The organism is Streptomyces sp. NBC_01571 (assembly GCF_026339875.1).
Lineage (GTDB): Bacteria > Actinomycetota > Actinomycetes > Streptomycetales > Streptomycetaceae > Streptomyces.
Window position 1 is genome coordinate 3,816,608 of the sequence record NZ_JAPEPZ010000001.1, and the last position, 13,566, is coordinate 3,830,173.

11 protein-coding genes are annotated in these 13,566 nt (G+C 71.7%); 4 read left to right on the top strand and 7 right to left on the bottom strand.

What is annotated here, in order from left to right:
• Window positions 1-12: 12 nt before the first annotated feature.
• Window positions 13-816: a DUF3097 domain-containing protein gene (locus OHB41_RS17210; protein WP_266699098.1), complete on the top strand. Its 804-nt coding sequence runs from the start codon at window positions 13-15 to the stop codon at window positions 814-816.
• Here OHB41_RS17210 and OHB41_RS17215 read toward each other — a convergent pair.
• From OHB41_RS17215 to OHB41_RS17225, 3 genes are all read right to left on the bottom strand, one after another.
• Window positions 800-2,140 carry a hypothetical protein gene (locus OHB41_RS17215; RefSeq protein ID WP_266699099.1) on the bottom strand — a complete coding sequence of 447 codons (1,341 nt, stop codon included), beginning with the start codon at window positions 2,138-2,140 and terminating at the stop codon, window positions 800-802. The two genes, OHB41_RS17210 and OHB41_RS17215, sit on opposite strands and share 17 nt — an antisense overlap.
• 27 nt (window positions 2,141-2,167) lie before the next feature.
• Window positions 2,168-3,409, bottom strand: coding sequence for a radical SAM family heme chaperone HemW (gene hemW, locus OHB41_RS17220; protein WP_266699100.1), 1,242 nt, complete (start codon window positions 3,407-3,409; stop codon window positions 2,168-2,170).
• A 94-nt stretch (window positions 3,410-3,503) separates the two neighbouring features.
• Window positions 3,504-5,582 carry an ATP-binding SpoIIE family protein phosphatase gene (locus OHB41_RS17225; RefSeq protein WP_266699102.1) on the bottom strand — a complete coding sequence of 693 codons (2,079 nt, stop codon included), beginning with the start codon at window positions 5,580-5,582 and terminating at the stop codon, window positions 3,504-3,506.
• Window positions 5,583-5,727: 145 nt separating this feature from the next.
• On the opposite strand from OHB41_RS17225, the gene OHB41_RS17230 reads away from it, so the two are divergent.
• Together OHB41_RS17230 and OHB41_RS17235 are read left to right on the top strand one after the other, a co-directional pair.
• The gene (locus OHB41_RS17230; protein WP_266699103.1) at window positions 5,728-6,345 is read left to right on the top strand and encodes a hypothetical protein; all 618 of its coding nucleotides are present in this window, start codon (window positions 5,728-5,730) and stop codon (window positions 6,343-6,345) included.
• 12 nt (window positions 6,346-6,357) lie between these two features.
• Complete coding sequence (locus OHB41_RS17235) at window positions 6,358-6,942, top strand: response regulator (RefSeq protein ID WP_266699105.1); 585 nt, start codon at window positions 6,358-6,360, stop codon at window positions 6,940-6,942.
• Between the two features lie 142 nt (window positions 6,943-7,084).
• Here the strand turns inward: OHB41_RS17235 and OHB41_RS17240 are convergent, their stop codons facing one another.
• Together OHB41_RS17240 and lepA are read right to left on the bottom strand one after the other, a co-directional pair.
• Complete coding sequence (locus tag OHB41_RS17240; protein WP_266699106.1) at window positions 7,085-8,998, bottom strand: AMP-dependent synthetase/ligase; 1,914 nt, start codon at window positions 8,996-8,998, stop codon at window positions 7,085-7,087.
• Window positions 8,999-9,224: 226 nt separating this feature from the next.
• Entirely contained in the window at window positions 9,225-11,093 is a 1,869-nt protein-coding gene (lepA, locus tag OHB41_RS17245; RefSeq protein ID WP_266699108.1) for a translation elongation factor 4, read from the bottom strand.
• 223 nt (window positions 11,094-11,316) lie between these two features.
• On the opposite strand from lepA, the gene rpsT reads away from it, so the two are divergent.
• Window positions 11,317-11,583 (top strand): 30S ribosomal protein S20, encoded by a 267-nt coding sequence (gene rpsT / locus OHB41_RS17250; RefSeq protein ID WP_168528058.1) that lies wholly within the window; start codon window positions 11,317-11,319, stop codon window positions 11,581-11,583.
• Window positions 11,584-11,992: 409 nt separating this feature from the next.
• On the opposite strand, the gene holA is transcribed toward rpsT, so the two are convergent.
• Both holA and OHB41_RS17260 read right to left on the bottom strand, forming a co-directional pair.
• Window positions 11,993-12,979: a DNA polymerase III subunit delta gene (gene holA / locus OHB41_RS17255; RefSeq protein WP_266699112.1), complete on the bottom strand. Its 987-nt coding sequence runs from the start codon at window positions 12,977-12,979 to the stop codon at window positions 11,993-11,995.
• Window positions 12,980-13,262: 283 nt separating this feature from the next.
• Window positions 13,263-13,508 (bottom strand): hypothetical protein, encoded by a 246-nt coding sequence (locus tag OHB41_RS17260; protein ID WP_266699114.1) that lies wholly within the window; start codon window positions 13,506-13,508, stop codon window positions 13,263-13,265.
• Between the last annotated feature and the right edge of the window lie 58 nt (window positions 13,509-13,566).

The following is a 13,566-nucleotide window of genomic DNA, read 5'->3' on the forward strand; positions in this document are numbered from 1 at the left end:
ATCGTCATCCGAATGCGCCAGTACTCTCCGGATCTCACCCCGCCGTGGAAGAAGCCCAAGCCGGTACCCGAGGTCCCCGCGGACCCGGGTCTGGTGGTCGAGGAACCCGGTACGGGGTTCTGCGGGGCGGTGATCGGCTGCGAGGCGGGCACGGTGACGCTGGAGGACCGCTTCGGCAAGCACCGCGTGTTCCCGCTTGAGCCGCGCGGCTTCCTGCTGGAGGGCAGGGTGATCACCCTGGTCCGTCCGGCCGCGGGGCCGGTACGGTCCGGCCGTACGGCATCCGGTTCGGTCGCCGTGCCGGGCGCACGGGCCCGGGTGGCGCGGGCCGGCCGCATCTACGTGGAGGGCCGCCACGACGCCGAACTGGTCGAGCGGGTCTGGGGCGACGACCTCCGCATCGAGGGCGTCGTGGTCGAGTACCTGGAGGGCATCGACGATCTCCCCGCCGTCGTCGACGAGTTCGGGCCGGGGCCGGACGCCCGCCTGGGCGTGCTGGTCGACCATCTGGTGCCCGGCACGAAGGAGTCGCGCATCGCGGAGGCGGTCACGAGTGAGCACGCCCTCGTCCTCGGCCACCCGTACATCGACGTCTGGGAGGCCGTGAAGCCGTCCTCCGTGGGCATTCCCGCCTGGCCCCGCGTCCCGCGCGGGCAGGACTGGAAGACGGGCGTGTGCCGGGCCCTGGGCTGGCCGGAGAACACGGGTGCCGCCTGGCAGCACATCCTGTCCCGGGTGCGCTCCTACAAGGACCTGGAGCCGGAACTCCTGGGCCGGGTGGAGGAACTGATCGACTTCGTCACGGCGCCGGAGTGACGTCGGGGCCGTCGAGGCCGTGAGGGTGGCGGGGGTCGTGGGAGCCGACGGGACCGCCGGCGCCGCCGCCCCGGCTGCGGTGACCCTTCCTGTCACTTTCTCCCTCGTAGCCGAGCGGCATCCGCTCACCGCCGAACCAGAGCCGCGGTGCCCACTGCCGACAGCCCGCCGCCACCGCGTGCCGGGCCGCTGCGGGCCGGATGGGAACACGGTGACGCAGCCGGGGCAGCCCCGGCCGCAGCGGCTCGTTGTCGCGTACCCACGCCCACAGCAGCGGGTCGTCGCGGTCGATCTCGGCCTTCGGGCAGAGTTCTAGCGTGCGCAACAGCGGCGCCTCGTAGATGCCGACGCCGGCGAGCGAGTCCCACGGGAGCGTCGCGGACCACCCGCTCCGGACGAAGTGGACCCCGTCGGCGTCCATGGTGACGCGGCAGCCGTAGTCCGCCCGGGCTCCCCGGGCGATGGCCACCACGGCCCAGCCGGCCGACAGCACCAGCACGGCGGCGATCACCTCGCGGACCACTGCGCCCGTACCGCGCCCGTGCTCGGGTACGAGTGCCCATACGGCCCACCCGCAGAGCGCCACCAGCGCCAGCGCCACGCCGAGCCGCCGGCGCACCAGGATCACGCCCCTCTGGACGACCACCGTGTCCCCGATGTCGACGGCGTCGAACAGGAGCGGTGCGCGCGTCCCGCGCGCCGGCGTGTCGGTCCGCTCGGCCGTCCGCTCCCGGTGACCCGTCTCGTCCGGCCACCCCGGATACGACATCGGCTGCTCCTTGCGCCCGAACCACAGCTCGGGCGCCCACCGCACGAACGCCTTCTCGTACGCCTTGTGGGAGTCGCCGACGTCGATGCGGTAGCGGAGCCGGGGCAGGCCCGGCCGGAGCGGTTCCGTGTCGCGGACGAACTTCCACAGCAGCGGATCGTCGCGGTCCACCTCGTCACGCGGGCACAGCTCGACCGTGAAGACGGCATGGTGGCGCGTCCGTGCCCAGTGGATACCGACCCCGGCCAGCGAGTCCCAGCGGATCAGGGCGGTCTCTTTGCCGCGCATCCACCAGAAGCCGGTCGAGTCGAAGGCGGTGACCCAATGACGGGCCCGCCAGCGGGAGACCAACTGGATCAGGCCGCCCAGGCCCATCGCCAAGAGGATCGCGAGAGGTATCCAGCCGGCACCGATCCCGTCGTCCCGGAAGGCGAACCAGAGACCCGTCCCGCCGGCCGCGAGGAACACCACCACGACCGGCAGGCTGAGCAGCAGCCGCCGCAACCCGTACCGGAGGACGGTCGCGTCCTCGGCCGGCCACTCACCAGAGATCATGCACGCGGACAGTAGTCGAACGGGTGTTCAGTCCACCAGATCCCTGACCACCGCGTCCGCGAGCAGCCGTCCACGCAGTGTGAGGACGGCGCGGCCCTCGTCGTAGGGGCCGTTCTCGAGGAGTCCGTCGGAGAGCGCGCGGCGGGAGGCCGAGAGCCCCTCCGGCCGCAGCAGGGAGAGCGGGCAGCCCTCGCGGAGCCGCAGTTCGAGGAGGATCCGCTCCACGCGGCGGTCCTCGCCGGAGAGCAGCTCGCGCCCCGCCCCGGGGGACCTCCCGGACGCCAGCGCCGCCGCGTACGCCCCGGGGTGCTTCACATTCCACCAGCGCACGCCGCCGACGTGGCTGTGGGCCCCCGGCCCGGCCCCCCACCAGTCCGCGCCGCGCCAGTACAGCTCGTTGTGCAGGCACCGGCCGGCCTCGGAGGTGGCCCAGTTGGACACCTCGTACCAGTCGAAGCCCGCCGCCGCCATCACCTCGTCCGCGATGAGGTAGCGGTCCGCGTGGACGTCGTCGTCCGTCATCGGGACCTCGCCGCGGCGGATGCGCCGGGCCAGCTGGGTGCCCTCCTCGACGATCAGGGCGTACGCGGAGACGTGGTCGGGCCCGGCGCCGAGCGCGGCGTCCAGCGAGGCCCGCCAGTCGTCGTCGGACTCACCGGGCGTGCCGTAGATCAGGTCGAGGTTCACATGGTCGAAGCCCGCCGCGCGCGCCTCGGCGACACAGGCCTCGGGGCGCCCGGGGGTGTGGGTGCGGTCGAGCACCTTGAGTACGTGCTGCCGGGCGCTCTGCATGCCGAAGGAGATCCGGTTGAAGCCCCCGGCCCGCAGGGTCGCGAGGTACGCCGGGTCCACCGACTCCGGGTTCGCCTCCGTGGTGACCTCGGCGTCGTCCGCGAGCCCGAACTCCTCGCGGACCGCGTCCAGCATCCGTACGAGGTCGTCGGCGGCCAGCAGGGTCGGCGTGCCGCCCCCGACGAAGACCGTGCGGACGGGGCGCGGGTCGTCGCCGAGCACCTTGCGGGCGAGCCGGACCTCGTCGATCAGGGTGGCCGCGTAGTTGTCGCGGGAGGCGAGCACGCCTCCGGTGCCCCGCAGCTCGGTCGCCGTGTAGGTGTTGAAGTCGCAGTACCCGCAGCGGGTGGCGCAGTACGGCACGTGGAGGTAGAACCCGAGGGGGCGAGCGGCGGCCCCGGCCAGGGCGTGCGCGGGCAGCGCCCCGTCGTCGGGGACGGGCTCACCGTCGGGGAGTGCGGAAGGCATGCCTTCCATTGTCCCGTACTCGGCCGCATGCCCCTTTCCACGCACTCTCGCCCGTCCGACCCCCCGCTCCCGCGCCGGTCCCGGCTCGCATGCCGGTCCCGCCCTACTCCGCCTGCAGCACCAGCAGGGCCAGGTCGTCCTCCGGGGGCTTGCTGCCGAACTCGTGCACCAGTCGCCGGATCCGCTCCGCGACCAGCTCGGCGCCGAGACCCGTACAACTCGCGAGGGCCTGGGCGAGCCCCTCGTCGTCGTCGAACTGACGCGGCCCGCTGCGGCGCTCCGTCACGCCGTCGGTCACGCACAGCACGGTGTCGCCGGGGTACAGGTCCAGGGTCTCGGAGACGTAGGTCGCGTCCTCGAAGACGCCGAGCAGCGTCTGCGGCTCGGCCACCTCCCGTACGTCGCCGTCGGGGCCCAGGATCAGCGGCAGCGGGTGTCCGGCCGACGCGAGGGTGCAGCGCACGCCTCCGTCGAAGGGCACCAGTTCGCCGTACAGCATGGAGAGGAAGCGGGTCTGCGGGCCCTCGTCGGGACCGAGGCCGGGGCCGCCCGCGGCCACCAGCGCGCGGGCCGCCGCGTCGGCCGCCTCCGTCGCGTCGTCGAGCAGGAGCTGGTTGAGGCGGTCGAGGACGTCGGCGACCTGGTAGCCCTCCCGGGCCAGCAGCCGCACCCACGGCCGGGCCAGGCCGATCACGACGGCGGCCTCGGGCCCCTTGCCCTGCACGTCACCGAGGACGAAACACCAGCGGCCGTCACCGGCCGGGAACAGGTCGTAGAAGTCCCCGCTGGGGCCGCCCTTGTCCAGCGGTTCGTACACGAGGGCGCTGCGCACCCCGGGGATCTCGGCGACCGCGCCGGGCAGCAGGCCTCGCTGGAGGACCCGGCTGATGGTGGCCTGCCGCGCGTACTGGCGGGCCGCGCCGATGGCGAGGGCGATCCGGCGGCTGAGGTCCTCGACGAGTCCGGTGATCTCGTCGGGGAAGCAGGTCAGCCCGGCCCGCCCGATGACGAGGGTCCCGAGCGGCCGCCCGCCGGCGATCAGCCGGTAGGCCAGCGCCGCCCCGCCCACCCCGGCGGCCCCGCTCCCCCCTCCGGCGCCGGCCAGCATGTCGCCCGCTCCCAGCGTCTCCCCCGGCCAGGGCACGGGCACGGCCCGGGACCGCACCGAGTCGGGCAGCCGGGGCGGGTCCTTCTCCAGCGCCCCGCGCAGTTCCTCGATGCGGTTCTCACTGCCGTGCCAGACCCGGGCGAGCCGCGGCCCGAGCGCCAGCCCGAGGCCGCCCGCCCGGTCGGTGGCCTCGTCCTCCAGCCAGACCGCGCACCAGTCGGCGAGCCGGGGCACCAGGAGCTGTCCGGCGAGCGCGGCGACCAGGTCCTCGTCCAGCTGGCCGGCGAGCAGGTCGGAGGCCTCGGCGAGGAAGGACAGGGCGCCGCGGTTGAGCCAGTCGTGGTCACGGGACGGATCGCGCCTCGGTTCCGCGGTGGTCGTCCCGCCGCCGGGCGCCCCGATCCCGCAATCCCCGGCGTACGCGCCGGTCTCCGCGCCACCGCCCGGGCCCGCACCGCCCGTCCACGCGACGGCACCCGGACCCCGGTCACCCGAAACCCGGTCGACGCCCGCTTCCCCTGCCACCCCCGTCCCGGTGGCGTCCCCCGTCTCCCCCTCCAGCCCGAACCCCGCGCCGAATTCCGCCGCGCCGTCCACGGGCAACCGCGCCCACACGGTCTTGACGCCGGTGCGATAGGTGATGCCCCAGGCCTCGGAGAGCGTGGAGACGAGCCGCAGCCCGCGCCCGTACTCGGGTGTGCCGTACGGGCGTTCGGCCGCGTCCTCGCGCACCGCGCGCGAGGGGTGGTGGTCGGAGACCTCGACGATCACCGCGTCCAGCACACCCGGCCCGCCGTCGTCGCCGATCTCGAGCCGACACACCAGCTCCACGTCCGTGCCCGCGTGCACCACCGCGTTGGTGACGAGTTCGCTGACGATCACGACGGCGTCGTCGCGAAGGCGCTCGCCGACCGTCTCGGCGCCGGGCAGCGCGAGTGCGGCCCGGTCGGCGAGCGCCTCGCGCACGAGCCGACGGGCCGCGCCGGGCGCGAGCGGGGTGCCCGGCAGCGCCGCGCGCACCACTGTCTCCAGGCCGGCACGGTGGTGCGCGGGCGCGTGAGGGGCAGGCGCCATGGAGTCCCGCTGCGACTCCCGTTGCGTCGGAATGGCCCCCACTGTGCGGCTCCCTGAGCAGTTCGGACGATTGCGCCTCAGGCGACACGGACAGAGTGACAGACTGGCCCCGCCCATAAGCACCGAGTTACCGAAGTGGGCCGCCATGAGTGAGAACAGTGCTACGCGCGTGCTCGAAGAAGGACAGAATCGGGCATTCGATGACGGCCGGATCCGGGCGTCCGATCCGCGTCCGCCGCTCGCCGCGACGACCGCCGCACGCGACGGGGGCTTCACCGAGGCACCGGAGACGGGGTACGGCCCGGCCGCGGAGCTCAGCACGGCGTTCCACCGGATCATGGACCGCTACGCCCTCTTCAACACGGAAGTGCAGCCGATGTGGGCGGAGTTGGCGTGGCACGAGCTGCTGTCCGCGCGTCCGGGGCGGAGCGGACGGACGACCCGTGTCGACGACGTGAGCCGGCTGCTCGACATCCTGGTGGCACCCGCCGGGAACGCGACGCGTGTCCTCGACGCGGTGGCCGGCGGCGACCTCACCCGGCGGGTCGACCCGCACGACCGGATCCGCCGGCTCCGCGGCGCCCGACTCGGCGGCGTCGCGCGCCACTACAGGGCGGACAGCCTGCCCTCGCCCGTCCGCCGCACCGCGGAGGTCGCGACGGCCGTGGGCCGGCTCGAAGCGCGGGACGGCGGCGTTCCCGAACCCGTTGTTCCGGGACCGAGCACGACCGGGGAGGCCGCGGTCCCGCCGACGACCGAGTGAGGCACAGTCACCATGAGCGCTGAGGAAACGACCGACGAGCGCGCCAGCATCCTCCTGGTCGACGACATGGAGGACAACCTGATCGCCCTGGAGGCCGTCCTGGGCTCCCTCAACGAGCCTTTGGTGCGCGCGCGTTCGGGCGAGGAGGCGATGAAGGCGCTGCTGCGGCAACGCTTCGCCGTCGTCCTCCTGGACATCCACATGCCCGGCATGGACGGCTTCGAGACCGCCGCGAACATCAAGCGGCTCGACCAGACCAAGGACGTCCCCATCATCTTCCTGACCGGTACCGACGCCGACGCGGGCTACGCCTTCCGCGGTTACGCCACCGGTGCCGCGGACTATCTGACGAAGCCGTTCGACCCCTGGGTGCTGCGCGCCAAGGTCACCGTGTTCCTGGACCTGCACCGCAAGAACCAGCAGCTGGAACGGCTGCTGGCCCAGGAACGCACCCACGCCGCCCGGATCAGCACGCGCCTGGCGGCCCTGGAGAAGCAGTTGGCGACCGAGGACCCCCCGGACATGCCGGACCTGCGCAGACAGGTGGGAGAACTGCAGCGTCTGGTGGCGCGGGTGGCCGGCACCCGCGCCCCGTGACGAACGGGGGGAACCGCCCGCCGCTAGGGACGGGAAGCGGCGCGGGGAACCGCCCGCCGCGAGGGACCGGACACGGCGCGGGGAACCGCGCGGCCGGCCACAGCGGACCCGGCCGCCGGCGAGCGGTCCGGCCGCCCCGGGCTCACGCCTCGCGCGTACCGGCGTACATCTCCTCGATCAGCCCCTTGTACTCCCGCTCCACGACCGGCCGCTTCAGCTTCAGGCTCGGGGTGATCTCCCCGTGCTCGACGTCGAGGTCGCGCGGCAGCAGACGGAACTTCTTGATCGTCTGCCAGCGCTGGAGGCCGCTGTTGAGCTCCTTCACATAGCCCTCGATCAGCTCGACCGTGACGGGGGCGGCCACGACATCCGCGTACGACCTGCCCTCCAGCCCGTTGTCCTTCGCCCACTCCAGGATCGACGGCTCGTCGAGCGCGATGAGGGCGGTGCAGAAGTTCCGGTCGGCGCCGTGCACGAGGATGTTGGAGACGTACGGGCAGACCGCCTTGAACTGGCCCTCGACCTCGGCGGGCGCGATGTACTTGCCGCCGGACGTCTTGATGAGGTCCTTCTTGCGGTCGGTGATGCGGAGATAGCCGTCGGGGGACAGCTCGCCGATGTCACCGGTGTGGAACCAGCCGTCCGCCTCCAGGACCTCGGCGGTCTTCTCCGGCAGCCCGTGGTAGCCCTCCATGATGCCGGGGCCGCGCAGCAGGATCTCGCCGTCGTCCGCGATGCGCACCTCGGTGCCGGGCAGCGGCTTGCCGACCGTGCCGGTGCGGTAGGCCTCGCCGGGGTTCACGAAGGAGGCGGCGGAGGACTCCGTGAGGCCGTACCCCTCCAGGATGTGGATGCCGGCGCCCGCGAAGAAGTAGCCGATCTCGGGGGCCAGGGCCGCACTGCCGGAGACGCAGGCGCGCAGCCTGCCGCCGAAGGCCTCGCGGATCTTGGAGAACACGAGCGCGTCCGCGACCTTGTGCTTGGCGGCGAGCGCGAAGGGCACGGAGGCGATGCCGGTGCGGCGGAAGTTGTCCTGACCGGCCTTCGCGTACTCGCGGGAGACCTCGGCGGCCCACTGGAAGATCTTGTACTTGGCGCCGCCGCCGGCCCGCGCCTTGGCCGCGACCCCGTTGTAGACCTTCTCGAAGATGCGCGGGACGGCCGCCATGTACGTCGGCTGCACCACCGGCAGGTTCTCGATGATCTTGTCCACCCGGCCGTCGACGGCGGTGACGTGCCCGACCTCGATCTGACCGGAGGTGAGCACCTTGCCGAAGACATGGGCGAGCGGCAGCCAGAGGTACTGAACGTCGTCGGGACCGAGGAGTCCGGTCGAGGCGATGGCCTTCGCCATGTACGCCCAGTTGTCGTGCGGGAGGCGGACCCCCTTGGGGCGGCCCGTGGTGCCGGAGGTGTAGATGAGGGTGGCGAGCTGGTCGGCGGTGATCGCGCCGACCCGCTCCTCGATCAGCTCGGGGTTCTTCTCCAGGTACGCGGCGCCGCGCGTCTCCAGCTCGGCCAGGGACAGGACGTCGTCGCCGGTCTCGACGCCGGCCGGGTCGATGACGACCACATGCGTCAGCTCGGGCAGTTCGGCGCGCTTCTCGCGCACCTTGGCCAGCTGGGCCGCGTCCTCGGCGATCAGGACCCGGCTGCCCGAGTCGGAGAGGATGAACGCGGACTCCCCGGCGTTCGTCTGCGGGTAGATCGTCGTAGTGGCCGCGCCCGCGCACATGATGCCGAGGTCGGCGAGGATCCACTCGACCCGCGTGGAGGAGGCGAGCGCGACGCGCTGCTCCGGCTGCACACCCAGTTCGATCAGTCCGGCCGAGATGGCGAAGACCCGCTCGGCGGCCTGCGCCCAGCTCAGCGACTTCCAGTCGTCCGCACCCTGACCGGCGGGGGCACCTGCCCGCTCGGACGAGGCCGGGGCCCCGGGGACGGCCGGCACGGGGTAGCGGTAGGCCTCGGCGTCCGGCGTGGCCGCCACGCGCTCCAGGAAGAGGGCCGCCACGGACGGCGGACGGTTCTCGATCAGGGTCTGTGTGTCGCTCACGACATCCTCCGGGGCCCGCGACAACGCGGCTGGCTGGCTCATTGCGGCTGTTGTTTAACTCGCGAGTAACTATCGAGCAGTGATCAGAGTAGAGCGCGTCCGGCCGGTGCGTAAGAGGCGGCGTCCTGTCACTTCCTACAGAGAGCGACGGTACGCATGCGCGAGGGCCCGCCACGCGAAAGCGCAACGGGCCCTTGAAATCGGCGAATCGGCCTACCCTCGGCGACTACTTCTTGCCCTTCGCCGCGCCACCGCTGTCGTCGCTGGAGAGCACGGCGATGAAGGCTTCTTGCGGAACTTCCACAGAGCCCACCATCTTCATCCGCTTCTTGCCCTCCTTCTGCTTCTCCAGCAGCTTCCGCTTACGGGAGATGTCACCGCCGTAGCACTTGGCGAGGACGTCCTTGCGGATGGCGCGGATGGTCTCGCGGGCGATCACACGGGAGCCGATGGCCGCCTGGATCGGCACCTCGAAGGCCTGCCGCGGGATCAGCTCGCGCAGCTTGGCGACGAGCCGGACACCGTACGCGTACGCCTGGTCCTTGTGCGTGATCGCCGAGAAGGCGTCCACCTTGTCGCCGTGCAGCAGGATGTCGACCTTGACCAGGCTGGAGGTCTGCTCGCCGGTGGGCTCGTAGTCGAGCGAGGCGTAGCCACGGGTCTTCGACTTCAACTGGTCGAAGAAGTCGAAGACGATCTCCGCGAGCGGCAGCGTGTAGCGGATCTCGACGCGGTCCTCGGAGAGGTAGTCCATGCCGAGCAGGGTGCCGCGCCGCGTCTGGCACAGCTCCATGATCGAGCCGATGAACTCGGAGGGGGCGAGGATCGTGGCGCGTACGACGGGCTCGTACACGTCGTTGATCTTGCCCTCGGGGAACTCGCTCGGGTTGGTGACCGTGTGCTCGCTCCCGTCCTCCATGAGCACCCGGTACACCACGTTGGGCGCGGTGGCGATCAGGTCGAGCCCGAACTCGCGCTCCAGCCGCTCACGGATCACGTCCAGGTGCAGCAGGCCCAGGAAGCCGACGCGGAAACCGAAGCCGAGCGCCGCCGAGGTCTCCGGCTCGTACACCAGAGCGGCGTCGTTGAGCTGCAGCTTGTCGAGGGCGTCACGCAGTTCGGGGTAGTCGGACCCGTCGAGCGGATACAGCCCGGAGAAGACCATGGGCTTGGGGTCCTTGTATCCGCCGAGCGCCTCGGTCGCACCCCCGTGCAGGGTGGTGATGGTGTCACCGACCTTGGACTGGCGGACGTCCTTCACGCCGGTGATCAGGTAGCCCACCTCGCCGACACCGAGCCCGTCGGCCGGCAGCATCTCCGGCGAGTTGGTCCCGATCTCCAGGAGCTCGTGCGTGGCGCCCGTGGACATCATCCGGATGCGCTCACGCTTGTTGAGCTGCCCGTCGATGACACGCACGTACGTCACGACGCCCCGGTAGGAGTCGTAGACCGAGTCGAAGATCATCGCGCGGGCCGGGGCGTCCTGGACACCCACCGGCGCCGGGATCTCGGCGACGACCTTGTCCAGCAGGGCCTCGACACCCAGACCGGTCTTGGCGGAGACCTTCAGTACGTCGTCGGGGTCGCACCCGATGAGGTTGGCGAGCTCCTCGGAGAACTTCTCCGGCTGGGCCGCCGGCAGGTCGATCTTGTTCAGTACGGGGATGATCTTGAGGTCGTTCTCCATCGCCAGGTAGAGGTTGGCGAGAGTCTGCGCCTCGATGCCCTGGGCCGCGTCGACAAGCAGGACCGTGCCCTCGCAGGCCGCGAGGGACCGGGACACCTCGTACGTGAAGTCGACGTGCCCGGGGGTGTCGATCATGTTGAGGATGTGCGTACTGCCCGGATCCTCGGAGGGCGCCCAGGGCAGCCGGACCGCCTGGGACTTGATCGTGATCCCACGCTCGCGCTCGATGTCCATGCGGTCGAGGTACTGAGCGCGCATCTGCCGCTGATCAACCACCCCGGTCAGCTGGAGCATGCGGTCGGCGAGCGTGGACTTGCCGTGGTCGATGTGCGCGATGATGCAGAAATTGCGGATCAGAGCCGGGGCGGTACGGCTCGGCTCGGGCACATTGTTAGGGGTCGCGGGCACGCAGGGTCCTGTCTCTTGAGGCGCCTGTCGCCTCGGGTCGGATCGATACGTAGGCTCCATGGTCCCACGGGTGGGGAGCTGCGACCGGTTTGGGCCGGTCGTGCGGCGGCTGGTAGCCTGGGTGGCTGTGTCTCATGCCCTCTCTGCAGGAGGCACACCCCAAGGAAATCAAACGGCGGGCGAGACTGCTGTCTCGCGCGCCTGAACCTGTAAAGGCTCATTCGTGGCGAACATCAAGTCCCAGATCAAGCGGATCAAGACCAACGAGAAGGCCCGGCTGCGCAACAAGGCCGTCAAGTCCTCCCTGAAGACCGCGATCCGCAAGGCCCGCGAGGCTGCTGCCGCGGGTGACGTCGAGAAGGCCACCGAGTACACGCGCGCCGCGTCGCGCCAGCTCGACAAGGCCGTCTCGAAGGGCGTCATCCACAAGAACCAGGCCGCCAACAAGAAGTCGGCGCTTGCTTCGAAGGTCGTCGCCCTCAAGGGCTGAGTCCTACTCGACTTGACCGCCGGAAGGGACCAAGCGGGCCCTCTCATCCGCTCCTGACCGGCACCCCCGGATCCGTGCGCGGCCTGCGTTCGCCACGCGGGCACGGCTCCACAGGCTTGAACCGAAGGCCCCGCTCGGCCTCCTTCCCCAGGAGGGCGAGCGGGGCCTTCGTCTTGTCGGGTGCCTTGTCGGGTGCCTTGTCGAAAGTCCCGTCGAAAGATCTACCGAAAGCCCTGTCGAACGTCCTAAGGGCTGTCCCGTGATCCCCGGTGGGCGCACGACGACAGCTACGGCATCTCGCCGCGTTGTCGGATCGCCCGAATACACCCAGTACGAGGACGACCCTCCGCCTTGCGATGCACCGCATCCGACGCCGCGCGCTGATGCACCGGGGATTACGGGACAGCCCTTAGCCCCGTCGGGACCGAGCCGCCCGGGCGATGGCCACGACCGCCTTCTCCAGCGCGTACTCGGGATCGTCCCCACCGCCCTTGACCCCGGCATCCGCGTCGGCGACCGCCCGCAGCGCGACGGCCACCCCGTCCGGCGTCCAGCCCCGCATCTGCTGCCGCACCCGGTCGATCTTCCACGGCGGCATCCCCAGCTCGCGGGCGAGATCGGCCGGCCGGCCCCCGCGCGCGGAGGACAGCTTCCCGATCGCCCGCACACCCTGCGCCAGCGCGCTGGTGATCAGGACGGGCGCGACCCCGGTCGACAGGGACCAGCGCAGCGCCTCCAACGCCTCCGCCGCCCGCCCCTCCACGGCCCGATCGGCCACGGTGAAGCTCGACGCCTCGGCCCGCCCGGTGTAGTACCGGCCCACGACGGCCTCGTCGATCGTCCCCTCGACATCCGCGGTCAGCTGGGACACCGCGGACGCCAGCTCCCTCAGATCGCTCCCGATGGAGTCGACGAGCGCCTGACAGGCCTCCGGTGTCGCGGACCTCCCCAGCGCCCTGAACTCGCTTCGCACGAACGCCAGCCGGTCCGCCGGCTTCGTCATCTTGGGGCACGCCACCTCCCGGGCCCCCACCTTGCGCGCGGCGTCGAGCAGCCCCTTGCCCTTGGCTCCGCCCGCGTGCAGCAGCACGAGGGTGATCTCCTCGGCCGGCGCGCCGAGATACGCCTTCACGTCCTTGATGGTGTCGGCCGACAGATCCTGCGCGTTGCGTACGACCACGACCTTGCGCTCGGAGAAGAGCGACGGACTCGTCAGCTCCGCGAGCGTGCCGGGCTGCAACTGGTCCGGGTTGAGGTCCCGGACGTCCGTGTCGGCGTCAGCGGCCCTGGCGGCGGCCACCACCTCCTGCACGGCACGGTCGAGCAGGAGATCCTCCTGGCCCACGGCGAGTGTGAGGGGGGCGAGAGGGTCGTCTTGTGCGGTCTTCTTGGCCATCCCTGACAGCATCCCACGCGCCACCGACAACGAACGCCGCGCAGTCGGGCCGTGCCATCGCCGGTACGGGTGCGGTGCCCCGACGACGCGCGAGGGATCGGACGACGCGTCCCCCGTCCAAGGCCACCGCGCAGCCGACGCGGTACCTGCGCGCCCCGCACGTCCACGTGTCCGCACCGCCCGCGTCGCGCGCCCAGCCCGATACACGGCACCCCCGCAACCCCGCGCGCCTCCGCTCCGCCCGGCACCCCGGCACCCCGGCGGGGCCTGACGCGGCGGTCCTCTACGGCTCCTCGCGCCAGCCGTCCCACTCCGCGGCGAACTCGTCCAGCTCCGTCGGATCGAGCCGCTCCTCGGAATCCGTCAGGACCACCAGCCACTGCGCGTCCTCGGCGTCGTCCTCGCCGGCCAGCGCGTCCCTGACGAGCTGCGGTTCCTCCGCGAGCCCGAACCGGTCGCCGACCGCCTCCGCCGCCTCCTCCGCCGCGTCGCGGTCGGGCAGCACCAACACATGTCTCACGTCACTCACGAGGACATTTTCCGCTACGTCCGGCCGGGCCGACGCCCGGGTCCTTCATGGCGCCGGC

Coding starts and splice junctions, on each gene's coding strand:
- OHB41_RS17210 (WP_266699098.1), top strand. CDS start 13: ATGCGCCAGTACTCTCCGGATCTCACCCCGCCGTGGAAGAAGCCCAAG.
- OHB41_RS17215 (WP_266699099.1), bottom strand. CDS start 2,140: ATGATCTCTGGTGAGTGGCCGGCCGAGGACGCGACCGTCCTCCGGTAC.
- hemW (WP_266699100.1), bottom strand. CDS start 3,409: ATGGAAGGCATGCCTTCCGCACTCCCCGACGGTGAGCCCGTCCCCGAC.
- OHB41_RS17225 (WP_266699102.1), bottom strand. CDS start 5,582: ATGGCGCCTGCCCCTCACGCGCCCGCGCACCACCGTGCCGGCCTGGAG.
- OHB41_RS17230 (WP_266699103.1), top strand. CDS start 5,728: ATGAGTGAGAACAGTGCTACGCGCGTGCTCGAAGAAGGACAGAATCGG.
- OHB41_RS17235 (WP_266699105.1), top strand. CDS start 6,358: ATGAGCGCTGAGGAAACGACCGACGAGCGCGCCAGCATCCTCCTGGTC.
- holA (WP_266699112.1), bottom strand. CDS start 12,979: ATGGCCAAGAAGACCGCACAAGACGACCCTCTCGCCCCCCTCACACTC.